Source organism: Mycobacterium sp. GA-1841, from assembly GCF_001954135.1.
Taxonomy (GTDB): Bacteria; Actinomycetota; Actinomycetes; order Mycobacteriales; family Mycobacteriaceae; genus Mycobacterium.
This window is the reverse complement of the sequence record NZ_MBEQ01000020.1, coordinates 32,173-50,270: the sequence shown is the minus strand read 5'-3', so window position 1 is coordinate 50,270 and position 18,098 is coordinate 32,173. Positions and strand designations below refer to the sequence as shown.

The window sequence follows — 18,098 nt, the reverse complement described above, 5'->3', positions numbered from 1 at the left end:
CGTTGCCCGGCAGCGCGCCCCGTCTGGTGTGGCTCAGAGCGTTCTCCCGGCCCGAGCGTGACAAGCGGATCGCGGTGGCCATCGTGGTGCTGTCAGCGCTTGCCGCGGGCACCTCGATCGCCTGGACCGGCCGGATCGCGCCGGCCGGAACCTTCACCGCGATCCGCTTGTCACGCTCGGGCCGGGAGAACGCTCTGAGCCACACCAGACGGGGCGCGCTGCCGGGCAACGGAATCCGGCCCAGCAGATGCGCGATACCCAGTGCCAACGGCAGCCGTAACACCGGGTCGAGCTTGGCCAGATTGCGCAGTGGCGTCCCGGTTCCGTCCAGGAAATCCTGGACCGCGGTCGCCACCGGCGAGCCGAGGCCACCGGAATAGCCGAGGGCCAGCAGCACCACCCCGGTGAGCAGCATGGTGATCAGCCGACCGCGGGCGGGCATCGAGCGCATCGCGAGCCCGGCCAGACCCGCCGCGGCCACCAGGGTGGTGGCCAGCACGGCGACGGTGCTCGTCACCAACGATGCGGCGGCGGTGGCGGTGGGTGCCACGAACGGGGTCCAACTGTGGGTGCCGCGCAGCATCTCGGTCAGCGACATCCACTGGGTGGTGACGCCCGAGGATTCGATGAAGTCCAGAAATGGTGGGCTGATCCGGCCCAACAGCACCAGGGCCACCACCCACCAGGCGACGGCCAGCGCCCCGCACAACGCCCACCACGCGGTGAACCGCCACCACAACCGGTTCGGCCGGTGACAGGCCCACCAGATGATCGCGGCCAGGCATCCCGTCAAGGTGGCCACGGCGTTGACCGCACCCATCAGCGCCACCGCGCCCGCGGACCTTGCGGCCAGCAGCCGCAGGTTCCTATCCCCCCGCAACGCCAGGATGACCGGCAACAGCACCCACGGCGCCAACATCATCGGCAGCGTTTCCGAGGAGATCGCGCCCAGGGTGGTCAGCACCCGCGGTGACAGCGTGAAGGCCAGCGCGCCGAGGACACGCGAACTCCTACTGCCGATGCCCAGCACTTCGGCAACCCGGATGACGCCCCAGAAGCCGACCGTGAGCAGCAGCGCCCACCACAACCGCTGGGTCACCCAACCGGGAATGCCGAGCAGATCACCGGCGAGGAAGAAGGCGCCGTGCGGGAAGAGGTAGCCGTAGGCCTGGTTCTGCGCCTGCCCGAACGGCAGATCGCTGTTCCACAGGTTGAAAGCCCGAGCCAGGAACCGCAGCGGATTCGCGGTGAGGTCGAGCTTCGTATCGGGTGAGATCTCTCCGGGCGACTGGGCGAAAGTCAGGAGCAGTGTCGCAGTGGCGACCACCCATAACCAGCGCCGCGACAGCGGCGGGTCAACTGCCGGCCGCGTCAGGGGCGCATCCGAGCCCCGCCGCGTCAGCGGCACATCCAAGCTAAGACCGGTCGCCGTACTCGACCCGGTTGAGCACCGATGACGCCGGGTCGCCCGCTTGCAGCGGAGGCTTCGTATCCTGCTGCACCATCAACGTCACACCGAAAACGGCGGCCGCTCCCAACAGCAGGCCGACGACAATGCTGGCCGCGGAGGGTACGACGAACCGATTCACCCGGCCAACCTAGCACGACGACGCCGTGGTTTCGGGTGAGGAACAGCGGCACCGACACGCGGAGAATCGATAACGACTTGTTCACCGGCTAAGGTCGGGGCCCATGGCTTCACCGCGTCTCGCCGCAACCCTCGTCGCGTTGTCCGGACTGCTGCTGGCCTGCTCGCCGAGCACTCCGTCGTCGGCACCGTCCTCCAACGAGCACAAGCCGATGTCCACCAACGCGCCGCTGCCGGCGGCCCCGGTCTGTGATCTCGCGGACCTTTCGCCCCGCGACAAGCTCGCCCAACTGCTGACCGTCGGGGTCAAGGACGCGGCCGACGCCCGCGCGGTGGTCACCGATCAGCACGTCGGCGGCATCATGATCGGCAGTTGGACCGACCTGTCGATGCTGTCCGACGGCACGCTGCCCGACATCGTCGGGGCCGGTCCGCTGCCGCTCGCGGTCAGCGTGGACGAGGAGGGCGGCCGGGTGTCGCGGCTGTCCTCGTTGATCGGTGAGCAGCCGTCCGCGCGGGTGCTGGCTCAGACCCACACTGCCGACAAGGTGTACGGCATCGCGCTGGAACGCGGCAAGAAGATGCGCGGCATGGGCATCACGGTCGACTTCGCCCCCGTCGTCGACGTCTCCGACGCCCCGGATGACACCGTCATCGGCGACCGCTCCTTCAGCAATGACCCGGCGAAGGTCACCGAATATGCCGGTGCCTACGCCCGCGGTCTGCGCGACGCCGGCGTGCTGCCGGTGCTCAAGCACTTCCCCGGTCACGGCCACGGCTCGGGTGATTCCCACACCGGCTCGGTCACCACCCCGCCGTTGGAGGAGCTGAAGAACAACGATCTGGTGCCGTACCGGACGCTGACCACCGAGGCGCCGGTCGCGGTGATGCTCGGCCACCTGGAGGTGCCTGGTCTGACCGGCTCCGACCCGGCCAGCCTCAGCCCCGCCGCCTATCAGCTGCTGCGCTCGGGTGGTTACGGCGGTCCGGGCTTCAACGGCCTGGTCTACACCGACGACCTGTCGAGCATGGCCGCGATCAACCAGCGTTACGGCGTGGCCGACGCGGTGCTGCGGGGCCTGCAGGCCGGCGCGGACAACGCACTCTGGATCACCACCGACGAGGTGCCCGCGGTGCTGGACGGCCTGGAGAAAGCACTGGCCGACGGTCAACTGACCCAGGCCACCGTGGACGGTGCGTTGCAGCGCAATGTCGACGCCAAGGGCGGCGTGCACTGCGGCTGAGGCCGTCCCTGACGATCTCGCCCAGACGCTTATCCTGTTCGGATGGCAGGTGGAACGAAGCGGCTGCCGCGAGCCGTACGCGAACAGCAGATGCTCGACGCGGCGGTACAGATTTTCTCGGTGAACGGCTACCACGAGACCTCGATGGACGCGATCGCGGCCGAGGCCGAGATCTCCAAGCCGATGCTGTACCTCTACTACGGCTCCAAAGAAGAACTGTTCGGTGCCTGCCTGAACCGTGAGCTGGCCCGGTTCGTGGACACCGTGCGCGGCCAGATCGACTTCAGTCAGAGTCCGAAAGATCTGCTTCGGACGGCGGTGCTGGCGTTCCTCACCTACATCGACACGAACCGGGCCTCCTGGATGGTGCTCTACACCCAGGCCACCAGTTCGCAGGCGTTCGCGCACACGGTCCGGGAAGGCCGCGAGCGGATCATCGACCTGGTCGCCCGGCTGTTGAGCACCGGAACGCGCAACCCTCAGCCCGACAGTGATTTCGAGATGATGGCCGTGGCGCTGGTGGGCGCCGGTGAGGCGATCGCCAGCCGGGTGAGCACCGGGGATGCCGACGTCAACGAGGCCGCCGAGTTGATGATCAACCTGTTCTGGCGTGGTCTGAAAGGAACGCCCTCGGACGCGGGCACGCAGTCGGTGACGGCCGGCTGAGCTCTGCACCCGGGACAGTCCCGACGAAAATTGCTGTCAGGATGGCCCTTCTGTGGGCAATACGCTTGACGCATGGGTTCTGAGCTCAAGGTTGTTCCCGGACAGCTGCGGGCCGCTGCCGGCACCGAGACCGCCGTGGGCGCGGCGGTCTCCGGCTTGGACGTCGGCCGGACGCTGACCACAGCCGCTGCGGCGATGCCGGACCTGCAGAGTGGCGCCGCCTGCGGTGACGCCGCCTCCGTCGTCGACAGTGCGGCTCGGACGGTTGGCAGTGAGGTCAGCGCGCACGCCAACAAGCTGGCCTTCGCCGCCGACTCCTACGAACGCACCGACGACGAGTCCGCGCGTCGGCTGAACTCGATCAAACCGACCGGCTGACATGTCGGTCTCCATCTCGCAGGTACAGGCGTCCAACCCTGAGGCGCTCGCGCAGAGCGGGGCCGACATCGGCAACCGTGCCTCGGTGCTGGCTGCCCAGATGGATCAGCAGCGAGCGGCGATCGACAACATGCGGTCGGCCTGGACGGGCACCTCGGCGGACGCCGCCATCGCCAGCGCGACCGCGACGTTGGAACGCATGCAACGCCTCCATGACAGCCTGACCGCGTTGCAGACCGCCCTGCAGACCGGTGGCGCCGAGTTGGTGCAGCAACGCAACGCCATTCTCAGCAATGTCGAACAGCTCCGAGGGCAGGGCTGGCAGGTCGCCGATGACGGGACGGTGTCGATCCGTCCCGGCAGCGCACTCGACTTCTACTCCCGGTTGAGTCCGGTGAACTGGATGTTGTTGAAGGCGAAGGCGGCGAGGGCGTCGGCACGACTCAAATCGATGTTGGCGCAGTTCGAGGTCACCGACGACAAAGTCGGTCAACAAGTTCGCGACGCCGTGGCGTCGCTCGGCACGCCGGATTCCAAGCAGGCTCCCGATCCGAACAGCCCCAAGGCATTGGTGGACCGGTTGGCCGGGATGACCCCCGACGAGCGGGCCGCGTTCCTGGCCGGGCTGAGCCCGGAAACCCTGCACGAGATGGTGCTGGCCGATCCGCAGACGATGGGAAATACCGACGGTGTGCCGTTCGACACCAGGATCGAGGCCAACGACATCAACATTCGCAACGCATTACAGGCGGAGTTGAGCAGGCAACCACCTGATGAGGCGCGGGTCAAGCAGTTGCAGTCCATGCTCACCCCCATCGAATTCCCCGACGGCAGTGGACATTTCGTGCCACGCAAGTTCGTCGGGTTCTCCACCGAGGGCAACGGGCGGATGATCGAGATGATCGGCGACATCAAGCCCGGCATCAAGGGTGTCGGCGTGGTGGTGCCGGGCACCAACACCAATCTGAACGGCAGCAGTTCGAACCACGCTTCGGCCGTGAAGTTGGCCGAACAGAGCGGATCGCCGGTCTTCCTGTACATGGGTGACGACTTCCCGCAGGGGTTGGACAAGGCGGCGGATCCGTCGTACGCCGCGTCGATGGCGCCCAAGCTGGTGTCCTTCGGGCACGAGATCGACCGTGCGGTGGGGCAGGGCGCCCCCGGTACGCCGGTGACCTACATCGGACATTCCTACGGCGGCGCCATCGTGGGAACCGCCGAACAGATGGGGCTGCGCGCCGACCGGGTCCTGCATGCCTCGTCGGCGGGCACCGGAATCCTCTCCGGGGAGTACACCAATCCGAACCCGAACGTGCAGCGCTATTCGATGACCGCGCCGGGTGACCCGATCTCCTTGGTCCAGTCCCTGTCGCGCGATGTCGCGATACCGGACGGGATACCGTTCATTCCGCACACCGTCGACGGGCAGATCGGCAATCCGCTGGGTGGTCTGCCCTCGGCCACGGATCCCGACGAGATTCCCGGCGTCACTCGCCTGGACACCGGGTACTACGGGAGAGACGGGGCCCACCCCGGCGAGGTGATCGTGGGTACCGATGCGCACGGAAAGTACTGGGACGATTACGAATCCGATGCATTCCAGAACATGGTCGCGGTCATCAGCGGCGGTGAGGCCACCGGTTACGTGGAGCGCGGCATCGAGACCAACTACGTCGACATCGACGTGGGGGACGACGGCAACTTCCAGGCCGAAGCCAGTGACCAGGCCCGGGCCGGCGCCGCACCCAAAATTCCCGACCTGCCCTGGGATGACGACGGATCGTACGAAAGACGCCAGCATCCGTGGGATAATCCGCGGGTGACGGATCATCCCGAAGCGGGCCCGCGAGTGCAGGTCAAATGAAGATAGTCACAACGCTTTTCATGACGACGCTGTTGGTGTTGACGAGCTCGTGCGGGTTCTTCCGGTCGGATCGGCCCGCTGTCGAAGGTGAGGCGACGATGCAACCGACCAGCTTGACCGTCACCGAGGCCGCGCGGACCGTGTCCGGCTTCGTGTCGATGATCGTGGACAAGCCGATCGATCCCGACCCCGCGCACGCCGACAAGCTCGGATGCCGGACGGACGACGCGTTCATGCCCGCCGGGCCGCCCTGGCGGGTGCGGCGCAACGCCTGGATCGTCGACCCCCCGCAGGAACTGGTCGCGGCGGCCCTCAGTCGCATCGAGACCTTGCGCGAGCAGGGGTTCGAGCCCGTCCCGTGGACCCGGCCGGAACCCGAACCGCCCAATGACAAGGCATACCGCGACAGCCGCGGTTACATCGTCTCGGTCAAAGCCGGAACCAATGCGGCCGGCATCTATGCACTCGACGTTTCGGCGACCTCGCCGTGCGCCGAAGAGGACTAGACCGCCGTACCTTCCACCACACTGAACGGCGAGGCGGTCTGGACCACGCGGTTCAGCCGGAACCCGGCCTGCTCGTACAACTTTCGGTAGCCATCGGCGCTGCGTTCCTGCGCGGCGATGCCGATCAGCATCTCCATGTCGGTCCACTTGCCGAGGTACTCGCGATCGTGATCGGGTATCACGCCTTCGATCAGCAGCAGCGTGGTCCCCGGGGCGGCAGCCGTGCGGACGTTGCGCAAGATCGTCAGCGCCTCGGTATCGGGCCAGTCGTGGATGATGTTCTTCATCAGGTAGGCGTCGGCGCCCGGCGGGACGCTCTCGAAGAACGAGCCCGCGACGATGCGAACCCGATCGGCCACCCCGTACCTGTTCAGCAGTTCCGGCGCCCCCTCGACCACCTGAGGCAGGTCGTAGAGCACTCCGCGGGCGGCCGGGGTGGCTTCGAGGATGGCCGCCAGCAGTCGGCCGTGGCCGCCGCCGACGTCGGCGATCGTGGAAAACCGGGAGAAGTCGTAGGCCGCGACCACCGGTGCGATCGCCAGTTCGGAGATGCTGGTCATGGCGTCGTTGAAGATCGCGCCGAGTTCGGGGTCGGACACGATGTAGTCGAACGTCTTCATGCCGCGCAGCGTGGGGATGACGGCCTCGCCGGTACGGATCGCGTCGGCCAGATGGCTCCAGTGCTCACGATGCTGCGGTGAGCCGACGAACTTCGCCATCCCGGCGATCGAGACCGGTGCGTCTTTTCGCAAGGTGTCACCCAGCGCGTTGAGCGCATAACGACCGTCGGACGTGCGACGGAAGATGCCCTCGCCGACCAGGGCGCGCATCAGCCGGTCCAGGGCGTCCGGATTGGCCTCGACGCGGGCGGCCAGCTCCTCGGCACGCAGCGGGCCATCGGCCAGCGCGTCGGCCACCCCGAGCTGTGCGGCGGCGGCGATGCCCTGGGCCACCCAGGCACCCAGGATCATCTCGAGCACCGCGGCAGGCGGCGGAACCGCACGTTGATGCAGGCGACGCAGATGGTGGCGGACGCGTTCGACGGCGCGAACGAGCCGGGCGGGCGGGACCTTCGCAGCGGGCACCGGATGACTGTAGGGCACCGGTGCTGAGGCGTTGGTCACTATCGGCCACAACCGTGGCGGTCAGCAAACCGAACGGGCGACGGGCCCCTCATGTCAGCCGCATAAAGTGGGGCCGATGTCCATTGCGAAACGAAGGGCCGGCCATGCCTGAGGCCACCGGCAATCGGCCTGCCGCCGGCGGTGGCGGAGCGCTGGAACAGCTCTACCAGCTCAACTCTGAGCTGGCCGATTCCCGATCGGCACGGTTGTTGGTGACGAACAACCTGGCCACCTACCTCACGCTGATGGAACGCCATTTGGACCGTGGGGCCAAGCTCACCGAGACCGAATTGGTGGTGCGGTTGGAACGCGACCTGTCCGATCTCGGCTCCGACACCGAGCAGTCGGGACTGGCCTTGATCAAGTACTGGGCCAGCCAGGGCTGGTTGCACCGCGTCACCGAGCAGTCGGGGGGCAGCGAGCGCAACGTCTGCTACCTGACGTACGAGGCGCGGGCCGTGCTGGATTTCGCCCGCCGTATGCGCCGCGAGGACACGATCGCCACCGGCGGCTCGATCACCGGCATCGCGGCCGGGCTGCGCCGGGTCGCCGGACAGGTCAGCAACGACCCGGAACGCATCCGCGCCGACATCGAAGCCGAAATCGCCAAGTTGCGCGACGAATTGGATGCGCTGGAGCAGGGGCAGCGTCCCGAACCCGACTTGGTCGACGTCGAGGACGAGGCGCGGGCCATCGCGTTGCAGATGGAGCAGATCGTCTCCGACATCGGCCAGTACGGCAGCATGCTCAACCGCATCACCACCAGATTGTTGGACGCCTCCGCCGACACCGATCTGGGTTACCGGGAACGCCAGCGCCAACTGTTCGACGACTACGAGTCGTTGTTCGCCTCTCGTGAGAGCGCGTCCTACACCGCGTTCACCCGGATGATCCAGGACCCCGACCAGCGGGCAGCGTTGGTCGCCGACATCGAGGCGGTCACCCGCGAACTCCCGCATCTGGATCCGAGCCTGCGTGAGGTGATGACCGGATTCTTCAGCCTGGTGTCGGCCCAGACCGCCGAGGTGGGCCGGACCCGGCAGCGCTGTGCCCGCCGGATCAAGCGGTTCGTGGCGTCGGGCACCTTGGAGCACAGCCGGGGCGTCACCCGCCAGCTCAACGATGCGCTGGCCAGCGCACATGACCTGCTCAGCGTCTCCCTCGCCGACAGCCGCCTCGGTATCGAGGTTCCCCTGGTTCGGACGGACTTCAACTCCATCGGCGCCGTGGCCTTCAAGATTCGTGACGCCATCCCGCCCTCGCAGGCCGAGCCGTCCGAGGGCGAGGTGAACCTCTCGGCGTTCTCCGCGCTGGCATCCCAGGTGGATGCGGCCGAGTTGGCCGAGTTGGTCAACGGTGCCGTCGCTTCCGGACCGTTGTCTTTGCCCGCGGCGATCGAACTGCTGGACTCGGCTTACCTGGGGCACGTGATCGTGCTGTGGTCCTGGGCGCTCAAGCAACCCACTCCCGAAGACGCCGAGTCGGTGCGCGTGCGGTTCCGGTCGCTGGAAGGCGTCGACCGCGAAATCGAGATCCCCCGGCTGGTTTTCACCGAGCCGATCCCTACTGCCAGCGAGAGCATGCTATGACCGACACCCCGGACACCTCGCCCGTTTCCGATGCGGCGATCGATTTCGATGCCCTGCCCAGCATCGACGCTGTCGAGCAGTCCGTCGAAGCGCACCGCGCGCCCCGATTCGACGGCGATGTCAGCGAGCTTCCCGACCGGGCCTGCTGGGCGCTGCAGCACCTGCTGTCGCGCCGCTACGTCAGCAAGGACAATCACTCCGAACTGTGGTCATGGGTCACGCGCTACCGCAGCGAACTCACGGTGCGGCTCTCGGAACTCGACATGCGACTGTGCATCTCGGACGACCACGACATCGCCTACGTCGAACAGGCCGACTACGAATCACAGTGGCGGCGCCGGCTGCTGCGCCGCGAGACGCTCAACACCTACGACTCGGTCCTGGCCCTGCACCTGGCCAAGCTGATGCGTGCGGCCGCGCGCGACGAGAACGTCCTGATCAGCCGCGACGAGATCCACGAGTTGTTCGCCGGGGTCAACAACGACACCGACCGGGACACCGCCTCGTTCGACAAACGGATCGACAACGCGATCGAGCGGCTCACCGACATCGAGATGCTGGCCCGAAACCGGGAAGACGAAGACAGCTTCACCATCAGCCCGGTGGTGAACGCGATCATGACGGCATCGATGATCACCGAACTGCAGCAGCAGTTCGAGCAGCTCAAGCGGGCGGCGAACGGCACGGGCACATCTGAACGGCTCTCCGACGAAGTGGACGCACATGGCTGAACCGACCAACCAGTTCTATCTGTCGCGCCTGCAGGTCATCAACTGGGGTGTGTTCGACGGGTACCACTCGATCCCGTTCAGCCCGCAGGGCACCCTGATCACCGGCTCGTCCGGAAGCGGTAAATCCTCACTGCTGGATGCGATTTCGCTGGCGTTCCTGCCGTCGCACCGGCGTAACTTCAACGCCTCCGGGGATACCACCGCCGCCGGCTCGGGCACCGGCAAGCGCACTGTGGACAAGTACGTGCGCGGTGCCTGGGGCGAGCGCCGCGAGGGCACCAGCCGCCAGATCATGTACCTGCGTGGGACGGGTCCGGCCTGGTCGGCGGTCGCGGTCACCTACAGCGACCGCAGCGGACGCGCGGTCACCGGACTCGTGCTCAAATGGCTTGCGGCGGAGAAGACCTCGGACCCAGGAAGTCGCTACTACCTGATCGATGCCGACCGGGACATCTTCGGCCTGTGCAACCGGTGGGCGTCCAACGGTTATGACGCCGCGGTGTTCCGCGACGACGGCTGGACCGGCGGCCGCAGCGAGAGCCAGTACCTCGCGCAGCTGTACTCCAGCATCGGCATTCGGGCTTCGGAGGCCGCCCAGCAGCTGCTGGGCAAGGCGAAGTCGTTGAAAAGCGTTGGCGGTCTGGAGCAATTCGTCCGGGAATTCATGCTCGACGAGCCGGTCAGCCTCAGTGGGGTGGAAGAGGCCCTCGAGCAGATCAATCCGTTGGTCGAGGCTCGCGGTCTGCTCGACGTGGCCCGGCGTAAACGCAACACCCTGGGCAACATCGCTGCGGTGCAGGCCCGTTACGCCGACGAGGCGGCGAAGTTCGGGGTGATCGACACCATCGACAACGCGATGATCCGCGACTATGTCGACCACCTGCGGTTGGCGCAGGCCGGCCCGGAGATCGACAACCTCGACGATCAGATCACCCAGCTCGGCGCCCAGCGTGACGAGTTCGGTTCCCAGCAGCGGCAACTGAAGAACGAGCACAACTCGCTGATGGCGCAGATCAACACCATGACGGTGGATCTGGTGCCGTTGCAGCAGCGACTGACCGAGGCCGAACGGGTCAGCGAAGAGGTGTCGCGGCGGCGCAGCGCCTACGAGGACAAGGTCACCTCGCTGGGGCTGACACCGCCGGACAACGGTGAGGAATTCTGGTCGTTGCGCGAGACCTTGATGGACGAGGCCGACCGGCTGCACCGGGAACTGTTCACCGGCAACCAGCCCTACGTCGAGGCCTCGGCCAAGGAGGTGCGGGCCCGCGAAACCCGGGAGAGCGTGGAAGCCGAGCTTGAGCGGGTGCAGCGGTTGGGCTCACCACTACCCAGGACCGAGTACGAGATGCGGGCGCGGATCGCCCGGGCGCTCGACATCTCGGAGCGGGACCTGGTCTACGTCGCCGAACTGATGGAGCTCAAGCCCGAGGAGACCCGCTGGCGGCTGGCCGTCGAGAAAGTGTTGCGCGGAGCGGGTTTACGGCTGCTCGTACCCGAGGCGTACCTGGACCGCGCCCTGCGATTCGTCAACGAGAACGACATGCGCGGGCGCATCCAGTTGCAGCACGTCCAGCACGGTGCGCAACTGCGCACGCCGCAACCCGGAACGCTGGCCACCAAACTGCAGTTGGCCGATCCCACTCACGACAGCGCCGTAGAAGCCCTCAACGTGATCGCAAGCGTCGGGGACCATGTGTGTGTCGACGGCCCCGAGGAATTCACCCAGCAGTCCCGGGCCGTCACCGACCAGGGGCTGCGCAAGGACAGTGGCCGGCTGTCGATCAAGGACGATCGCTCACGGCTGCGGCCGTCGGACTACATCTTCCTCGGCGGTACCGCAGCGAAAATCGAAGCGCTGCAGGATGATCTAGCCGCAGCGCAGGACGTGTACCAGACCGCACGCACCGCCCGCGAGCGGCTCGACGAGCACCGTGGTCAATTGCAGTCGCGGGAGCGAGCCTGCCGCGCGCTGTGCGACCAGTACATGCAGTGGAGCGACATCGACACCGACTCGGTCGACGCGGTGCTCGAGCGGCTGCAGGACGAACACGATCTGCTGGTCTCGGACAACCCTGATGCCGAGCGGCTGCAACAGCGGGCCGATGAGTGCTGGGAACGGGTCGAGAAGGTCATCCAGCAGATCGGCTCGCTCAACGAGCGCGAGACCACCCTGGACCGCAGGCGAACCGCGCTTCTGGAACTGAGTGAGGCGCTGACCGATCGGCTCGGCTCCACCGAGCTTCCGCAGCACACCCGCGACACCATCGACGGTTATGCCGCCGACATGGCCTTGCCGCTGGAACTGCTCGAATCCGAGCCGTACCGAAGCGAATTGGCCCGGGTCATCGGTCGCGAGCGTGACCGGCTGCGGGCGGACCGCAACCGCTCACACGATGAGCTGGCCGGCATCATGTCCGCGTACGACAGCTCGTTCCCGGACGCGATTCCCAACGACAGCGACGTGTTCGACGAGCGGGTGCACGACTACGTGGCGCTGTGCCGGCGCATCGACGAGCGGGAACTGCCCGACGCCTACGAGCGCATGCAGCGGTTGATCACCGAACAGGCACCCGGTGCGATCCTGAACCTGCACATGATCGCCGACAACGAGGCCCGGCGCATCACCGAGCAGATCGCCCGGGTCAACACCGGCCTCGGCGCAGTGGAGTTCAACCGCGGCACCCGGTTGACGTTGCACGCCGGTACCCGCCACCTGGCCGCCGTCGACGAGCTCAACGAGAAGGCGCAACGGATCTCGTCACGGGTGTCGCTGGTCAGCTTCGGTGACGAGACCGCGATGTTCGAGCAGTACACCGACATCCTGCAGCTGCGAAAGCTGTTGGCCGGCACCACACCCGAGGACCGGCAGTGGACCCGTGACGCCCTGGACGTACGCAACCGGTTCGTCCTGTACTGCGAGGAGCGTGACGCCGAGACCGGTGAGGTGATCCGCACCTACAGCAACTCCGGTGACAACTCCGGCGGGGAGCAGGAGAAGCTGATGGCGTTCTGTTTGGCCGGGGCACTGAGCTTCAACCTGGCCAACCCGGACAGCAACGACACCCGGCCGCTGTTCGCCCAACTCATGTTGGACGAGGCGTTCTCCAAGTCCGATCCGCAGTTCGCCCAGCAGGCGCTCTCGGCGTTCCGGAAGTTCGGGTTCCAGCTGGTGATCGTGTCGACGGTGCAGAACAGCACCACCATCCAGCCCTACATCGACAACGTGGTGATGGTGTCGAAGTCCGATGCCTCGGCGCCCAATGCCCGGCCGGTCGCGTCGGTCACCTCGGCGTCGATCTCCGAATTCGCCGATCTGCGACGCACTTCGGGCGAGGCGGTACCGAGCGCCTGAGGTCCCGTCGTTATCGCGAGCAGACATAAAACTGCCCACTTTCGCGCGGAAATGGGCAGTTTTATGTCTGCTCGCGGGGAAAATCCAGGCTCAGAGCCCGCTGACCGTCGCCGACAGGTGCGGGTAGCCCTTCTTGAGGTGGCGCAGGGTCAGCTCCCAGCCGTCGGCGTCACGCTCGACATAGAGCCCGGCCTTGGCCGGCAGCACCACCGGCTTGGCGAACCGCACCGAGTACTTCACCGCATCGGGCAGTTGGCCCTCGATATTGGCCAGCACCGCAGCCGCACTGAACATTCCGTGCGCGATCACGGTGGGGAAGCCGAACAGCTTCGCGGCCAACCCGTTGGTGTGGATGGGGTTGTGGTCCCCGCCGATCGATGCGTACTGACGGATCTCGCCCGGTGTGATGCTCAGAATCGCATTGGGCGGCGGAAGCTTCGGCTGCTTCTGCGGTTCCGGCTTCGGTTCCCCGGACAGGCTGGTCTTCTGCTGATGCAGGAACGTCGTCACCTGGTGCCAGGCCACATCGTTGCCGACCTTGAGCTCGGTGACGATGTCCACCAACAGGCCCTTGCGGTGCTCCCGCAGGTTCTCAGCATGGACCGCGGCGCTCACGTCATCAGTCACCTTGATCGGCCGGTACTGGGTGATGTGGTTCTCGATGTGCACCGAACCCATTGCGGCGAACGGGAAATCGAATCCGGTGACCAGCGACATCACCGTCGGGAAGGTCAGTGCGAACGGGTAGGTCAGCGGCAGCGTGTCGCCGAAGCGCAGGCCGGTCACCTGTGCATAGGCGGCGACGTTGGCCGGGTCGATCGGCAGATGCTCGACCGTGACGGTGTGCGCCGGCAAGCTCTCGGTGCGGGGGATGAACGGCAATGCCCCGACTACGGCGCGCAGCATGTTGTTCACCGGTTCAGGCTCCCAACATGGCCTGGCCACACACCCGGATCGTGTTGGCCGTCACCGCGTTCGACGCCGGGCTGGCGAAGTAGGCGATCAACTCGGCCACGTCGACCGGCTGGCCGCCCTGGAACAACGAGTTCAGCCGGCGGCCCACCTCGCGGGTGGCCAGCGGGATGGCCTCGGTCATCTTGGTCTCGATGAATCCGGGGGCCACGGCGTTGATGGTGATGTCTTTCTCGGCCAGTACGGGCGCCAGCGCCTCGGTGAGTCCGATCATGCCGGCCTTGGTGGCGGCGTAGTTTGTCTGCCCGCGGTTACCGGCGATCCCCGCCATCGAGGACAGCCCGACCACCCGGCCGCCCTCGCCCAGCACCCCGGCTGCCACCAGACCCTCGGTGAGCCGTTGCGGGGCAAGCAGGTTCACCGCGATCACGGCGTCCCACCGGCCTTCGTCCATGTTGGCCAACAGCTTGTCGCGGGTGATGCCGGCGTTGTTGACCAGGACGTCGACCTTGCCGCCGTGATGCTCGGTGACGTGCGCGGCGATGGTGTCGACCGCGTCATCGGCGGTGACATCCAGCGTCAACGCCGTCCCACCCACCTTGTGGGCGACCTTGTGCAGATCATCGGAGGCCTGGGGAACGTCGACCGCGACCACGATCGCGCCGTCGCGGGCGAACACCTCGGCGATCGTCGCACCGATTCCGCGGGCCGCGCCGGTGACCACGGCGACCTTGCCGGCCAGCGGCTTGTCCCAGTCGGCCGGCGGGGTCGAATCGGCGGCACCGACCCGGTACACCTGTCCGTCGACGTAGGCCGACTTGGCCGAGAGGATGAACCGCATCGTGGACTCCAGGCCGGTGGCGCCGGGCTTGACATCGGCGGCCAGGTAGACCAGTGAGACGGTGGCGCCGCGGCGCAGCTCCTTGCCCAGCGAGCGGGTGAAGCCCTCCAGGGCGCGTTGCGCGATCTGGGCGTGCACGCTGCCGGCCTGTTCCGGCGTGGTGCCGATGAGGACCACCCGCGCGCACGAACCGAGGTTGCGCAACACCGGCGTGAAGAACTTGTAGAGCTCTTTGAGGCCGTCGGCGTCGGTGATGCCGGTGGCATCCAGCACCACACCGCCGAAGGAGTCGGCCCAGCGGCCGCCGATGTTGTTGGAGACGACGTCGTAGTCCTCGGCCAGGGCCGCGCGCAGGGGCTCGGCGACGCGGCCCTCTCCGCCGATCAGCAGGGAGCCGGCCAGGGGCGGATCGCCGGCGCGGTAGCGGCGCAGGGTCTCGGGCTGCGGTACGCCCAGCTGCTTGGCCAGGAACGAGCCCGGCCCGGAGTTGACCACTTGGGAAAACAGGTCGGAAGCCACTTCAGCTGCCTTTCGCTTCGCAGTACTGCGTTGTCCATACCGAACTTACTCCAGAGTAAGAACAGTGGGTAATATGGCCCCGGACAACCCGACAGTGGAGGGCAAACAAATGGCCAACAACACGACCCGGCGACGCGTTGCCGTTTTGGGTGGCAACCGAATTCCGTTCGCGCGGTCCGACGCCGCCTATGCCAACGCCTCCAACCAGGACATGTTCACCGCCGCCCTGGACGGGCTGATCGAGCGTTTCGATCTGGCCGGTGAACGCCTCGGTGCGGTGATCGGCGGCGCGGTGCTCAAGCACAGCCGCGATTTCAATCTGATGCGCGAATGCGTGCTGGGCAGCGCGTTGTCGCCGTACACGCCTGCTTATGACATCCAGCAGGCCTGCGGCACCGGCCTGCAGGCGGCCACCGCGGCCGCCAACGCCATCGCACTGGGCCAGTACGAGTCGGCCGCGGCCGGTGGCGTGGACACCGCCTCGGACGCCCCGATCGCGTTCGGCAACGACCTGCGCCAGGTGCTGCTGGGCCTGCGCCGGGCCAAGTCCAACCTCGACCGGCTCAAGCTCGTCGGCAAGCTACCGGCCTCTCTCGGGGTGGAGATCCCGGTCAACAGCGAGCCCCGCACCGGGATGTCGATGGGTGAGCACGCCGCGATCACCGCCAAGAAGATGGGTATCAAGCGCGTCGACCAGGACGAGCTGGCCGCGGCCAGCCACCGCAACATGGCCGCCGCCTATGACAGCGGCTTCTTCGACGATCTGGTGACCCCGTTCCTCGGGCTCTACCGCGACAACAACCTGCGGGCCGACTCCAGCCCGGAGAAACTCGCCAAGCTCAAGCCCGTCTTCGGCGTCAAAGCCGGCGACGCGACCATGACGGCGGGCAACTCGACTCCGCTGACCGACGGTGCCTCGGTGGCCCTGCTGGCCAGCGAGGAGTGGGCTTCGACGCACGGCCACGAGCCGCTGGCCTACTTCGTCGACTCGGAGACCGCCGCCGTCGACTACGTCAACGGGCCCGACGGTCTCCTGATGGCGCCGACGTATGCCGTGCCCCGGCTGCTGGCCCGCAACGGCCTGACGCTGCAGGACTTCGATTTCTACGAGATTCACGAGGCGTTCGCCTCGGTGGTGCTGGCCACCCTGACGGCTTGGGAGTCGGACGAGTACTGCAAGGAGCGCCTCGGTCTCGACAAGGCCCTGGGCTCCATCGACCGGTCCAAGCTCAACGTCAACGGCTCCTCCCTGGCCGCCGGCCACCCGTTCGCGGCCACCGGTGGCCGGATCGTGGCGCAGCTGGCCAAGCAGTTGGCCGAGAAGAAGAAGCAAACCGGTCAGCCGGTGCGTGGCTTGATCTCGATTTGTGCGGCGGGTGGGCAGGGCGTCGCCGCCATTTTGGAGGCGTAGCTTGCGGAGCCGACATCAGGCTGGAGGCGTAGCTTGCGGAGCCCGACCATCAGGCTGGAGGCGTGACCAGGCCTGACCGCCGCGGTGAAAACATCCGAAAAGTTTGTTTTGAAGATGTGTAACGGCGGCGGCATAGGGGTCGATACATGGGTAGCTCCGTGTTGCCGTCTGACCCCCCGACCCGACGGCAACACGGGGCACCTAGTTCCAAAATTCGCTGAATTTGGCCGTACTTCCCTCTGGTTCGAGGGGTGCCCGAGGCGTACGATCGACCCTACGACGGGTTCGGGAGTGACTGATCCAAAGAGTCGGTACAGGGGTGAAAAACCGGCTGCGTGAGTCGAATGAGACGCCCCCAAGTGTCCTCCCGAACCCGCCCTTTTTTGCCCGCTGACAGCCGGTGCCGCCTAGCGTGGTGGCATGCAGATCAGCATCATCGCCTCCCTGAGTGAAACCGGCGGCCGCTCTCCCGTCGACGCCACGGTGGACAACCTGGCGCGATTGCGCGACGAAGGTTTCCGCCGGGTCTGGATGACCCAGATGCCGTACGAACCCGACCTGCTGACCGTGCTGGCCGTGGCATTCCGTGAGGTCGACGGGATCGAGGTGGGCACCGGGGTGATCCCGATCCAGAACCAGCACCCGATGCTGCTGGCCCAGCGCGCCCTGACGCTCAACTTGATCAGCGACGGCCGGTTTCTCCTCGGCCTCGGGATGACGCATGCCGCGGTCACCGAGGGCATGTGGGGTATTCCGTGGGACAAGCCGGTGCGTCGGCTCCGCGAATACCTGGACGGGCTGCAACCCCTGCTGAACGGTGAGCCGGCCGACGCGCCCGGCGAGACTGTGACCACGCGCGGTGCGTTGCAGATCCCGGGGGCGTCCGCGCCGGACGTGTACATCGCCGCGCTGGGCCCGCAGCTGCTCAAACTCGCGGGCAAGCGCACCGCAGGCACCGTCACCTGGATGACCGGCCCGACCACACTGGCCGAACACGTCGCGCCGACGCTGCGCGAGGCGGCCGGGGACCGGCCGGTGCGCGTCGTCGCGGCACTCCCGGTGAGTGTCACCGACGACGTCGACGGCGCCCGCGCCCAGGCGGCCGAGCAGTTCGCCATGTACGGGCACCTGCCGTCCTACCGGGCCATGCTGGACCGGGAAGGTTACGCCGGGCCGGAGGACGCCGCGATCATCGGCGACGAAAGCACTGTGGCCGAACGCATTCGGTCGCTCGGAGAGATCGGTGTCGACGAATACGTCGGGGTGGTGTTCGACGCATCGTCCGAAACCCGCGACCGCACCCGCGCCCTGCTGCGGTCGCTCGATTCCTGACCGCGAGCAGACGTGAACCCGCGCTAAAACCGGCGTTT

At 66.9% G+C, this 18,098-nt stretch carries 15 protein-coding genes; 10 read left to right on the top strand and 5 right to left on the bottom strand.

Features of this window, described 5'->3' with window-relative positions; genetic code table 11:
• A partial coding sequence (locus tag A5740_RS06045; RefSeq protein WP_217696684.1) for an alpha-(1->3)-arabinofuranosyltransferase family protein occupies window positions 1-1,375 on the bottom strand: 1,375 nt, incomplete at its 3' end.
• 40 nt (window positions 1,376-1,415) lie between these two features.
• Complete coding sequence (locus A5740_RS06040; protein ID WP_003891682.1) at window positions 1,416-1,589, bottom strand: DUF2613 domain-containing protein; 174 nt, start codon at window positions 1,587-1,589, stop codon at window positions 1,416-1,418.
• Between the two features lie 103 nt (window positions 1,590-1,692).
• Between A5740_RS06040 and A5740_RS06035 the strand changes: the two genes are divergently transcribed.
• The 5 genes from A5740_RS06035 to A5740_RS06015 all read left to right on the top strand — a co-directional run bounded on the left by A5740_RS06035 (window position 1,693) and on the right by A5740_RS06015 (window position 6,246).
• Window positions 1,693-2,832 carry a glycoside hydrolase family 3 N-terminal domain-containing protein gene (locus A5740_RS06035; RefSeq protein ID WP_076192333.1) on the top strand — a complete coding sequence of 380 codons (1,140 nt, stop codon included), beginning with the start codon at window positions 1,693-1,695 and terminating at the stop codon, window positions 2,830-2,832.
• A 42-nt stretch (window positions 2,833-2,874) separates the two neighbouring features.
• On the top strand, window positions 2,875-3,498 hold the full coding sequence (locus tag A5740_RS06030; RefSeq protein WP_076192332.1) for a TetR/AcrR family transcriptional regulator: 624 nt from the start codon (window positions 2,875-2,877) through the stop codon (window positions 3,496-3,498).
• A gap of 72 nt (window positions 3,499-3,570) precedes the next feature.
• Window positions 3,571-3,876: a type VII secretion target gene (locus A5740_RS06025; protein WP_076192331.1), complete on the top strand. Its 306-nt coding sequence runs from the start codon at window positions 3,571-3,573 to the stop codon at window positions 3,874-3,876.
• A 1-nt stretch (window position 3,877) separates the two neighbouring features.
• A complete protein-coding gene (locus tag A5740_RS06020) occupies window positions 3,878-5,740 on the top strand; it encodes an alpha/beta hydrolase (RefSeq protein WP_076192330.1) in 1,863 nt (620 codons plus the stop codon).
• A 20-nt stretch (window positions 5,741-5,760) separates the two neighbouring features.
• Window positions 5,761-6,246, top strand: a complete 486-nt coding sequence (locus A5740_RS06015) for a hypothetical protein (RefSeq protein ID WP_254849090.1) — start codon at window positions 5,761-5,763, stop codon at window positions 6,244-6,246.
• Here A5740_RS06015 and A5740_RS06010 read toward each other — a convergent pair.
• Window positions 6,243-7,331: a methyltransferase gene (locus A5740_RS06010; RefSeq protein ID WP_076192340.1), complete on the bottom strand. Its 1,089-nt coding sequence runs from the start codon at window positions 7,329-7,331 to the stop codon at window positions 6,243-6,245. The genes A5740_RS06015 and A5740_RS06010 overlap by 4 nt on opposite strands.
• A gap of 143 nt (window positions 7,332-7,474) precedes the next feature.
• On the opposite strand from A5740_RS06010, the gene A5740_RS06005 reads away from it, so the two are divergent.
• Genes A5740_RS06005 through A5740_RS05995 form a run of 3 tightly spaced genes read left to right on the top strand, consistent with a single transcriptional unit; the run spans window position 7,475 to window position 13,045 of the window.
• Window positions 7,475-8,959 carry a DUF3375 domain-containing protein gene (locus tag A5740_RS06005; RefSeq protein ID WP_076192327.1) on the top strand — a complete coding sequence of 495 codons (1,485 nt, stop codon included), beginning with the start codon at window positions 7,475-7,477 and terminating at the stop codon, window positions 8,957-8,959.
• Window positions 8,956-9,690 carry a DUF4194 domain-containing protein gene (locus tag A5740_RS06000; RefSeq protein WP_076192326.1) on the top strand — a complete coding sequence of 245 codons (735 nt, stop codon included), beginning with the start codon at window positions 8,956-8,958 and terminating at the stop codon, window positions 9,688-9,690. The genes A5740_RS06005 and A5740_RS06000 overlap by 4 nt, the downstream gene beginning before the upstream one ends.
• The gene (locus tag A5740_RS05995) at window positions 9,683-13,045 is read left to right on the top strand and encodes an ATP-binding protein (RefSeq protein WP_076192324.1); all 3,363 of its coding nucleotides are present in this window, start codon (window positions 9,683-9,685) and stop codon (window positions 13,043-13,045) included. Before A5740_RS06000 ends, A5740_RS05995 begins: the two co-directional genes overlap by 8 nt.
• A 90-nt stretch (window positions 13,046-13,135) precedes the next feature.
• Here A5740_RS05995 and A5740_RS05990 read toward each other — a convergent pair whose 3' ends face one another.
• Window positions 13,136-13,951, bottom strand: a complete 816-nt coding sequence (locus A5740_RS05990; RefSeq protein WP_076192339.1) for a MaoC/PaaZ C-terminal domain-containing protein — start codon at window positions 13,949-13,951, stop codon at window positions 13,136-13,138.
• Between the two features lie 13 nt (window positions 13,952-13,964).
• Window positions 13,965-15,317, bottom strand: coding sequence for a 3-oxoacyl-ACP reductase (locus A5740_RS05985; protein ID WP_076192322.1), 1,353 nt, complete (start codon window positions 15,315-15,317; stop codon window positions 13,965-13,967).
• A gap of 109 nt (window positions 15,318-15,426) precedes the next feature.
• On the opposite strand from A5740_RS05985, the gene A5740_RS05980 reads away from it, so the two are divergent.
• Window positions 15,427-16,728 (top strand): acetyl-CoA C-acetyltransferase, encoded by a 1,302-nt coding sequence (locus tag A5740_RS05980; RefSeq protein ID WP_076192337.1) that lies wholly within the window; start codon window positions 15,427-15,429, stop codon window positions 16,726-16,728.
• Between the two features lie 420 nt (window positions 16,729-17,148).
• A complete protein-coding gene (locus A5740_RS05975; protein WP_076192321.1) occupies window positions 17,149-18,060 on the top strand; it encodes a TIGR03564 family F420-dependent LLM class oxidoreductase in 912 nt (303 codons plus the stop codon).
• Window positions 18,061-18,098: the final 38 nt, after the last annotated feature.

What these genes read in the sequence shown, in the direction of transcription:
- A5740_RS06035 (WP_076192333.1), top strand. Translation starts at nt 1,693, where the DNA reads ATGGCTTCACCGCGTCTCGCCGCAACCCTCGTCGCGTTGTCCGGACTG.
- A5740_RS06030 (WP_076192332.1), top strand. Translation starts at nt 2,875, where the DNA reads ATGGCAGGTGGAACGAAGCGGCTGCCGCGAGCCGTACGCGAACAGCAG.
- A5740_RS06025 (WP_076192331.1), top strand. Translation starts at nt 3,571, where the DNA reads ATGGGTTCTGAGCTCAAGGTTGTTCCCGGACAGCTGCGGGCCGCTGCC.
- A5740_RS06020 (WP_076192330.1), top strand. Translation starts at nt 3,878, where the DNA reads ATGTCGGTCTCCATCTCGCAGGTACAGGCGTCCAACCCTGAGGCGCTC.
- A5740_RS06015 (WP_254849090.1), top strand. Translation starts at nt 5,761, where the DNA reads ATGACGACGCTGTTGGTGTTGACGAGCTCGTGCGGGTTCTTCCGGTCG.
- A5740_RS06005 (WP_076192327.1), top strand. Translation starts at nt 7,475, where the DNA reads ATGCCTGAGGCCACCGGCAATCGGCCTGCCGCCGGCGGTGGCGGAGCG.
- A5740_RS06000 (WP_076192326.1), top strand. Translation starts at nt 8,956, where the DNA reads ATGACCGACACCCCGGACACCTCGCCCGTTTCCGATGCGGCGATCGAT.
- A5740_RS05995 (WP_076192324.1), top strand. Translation starts at nt 9,683, where the DNA reads ATGGCTGAACCGACCAACCAGTTCTATCTGTCGCGCCTGCAGGTCATC.
- A5740_RS05990 (WP_076192339.1), bottom strand. Translation starts at nt 13,951, where the DNA reads ATGCTGCGCGCCGTAGTCGGGGCATTGCCGTTCATCCCCCGCACCGAG.
- A5740_RS05980 (WP_076192337.1), top strand. Translation starts at nt 15,427, where the DNA reads ATGGCCAACAACACGACCCGGCGACGCGTTGCCGTTTTGGGTGGCAAC.
- A5740_RS05975 (WP_076192321.1), top strand. Translation starts at nt 17,149, where the DNA reads ATGCAGATCAGCATCATCGCCTCCCTGAGTGAAACCGGCGGCCGCTCT.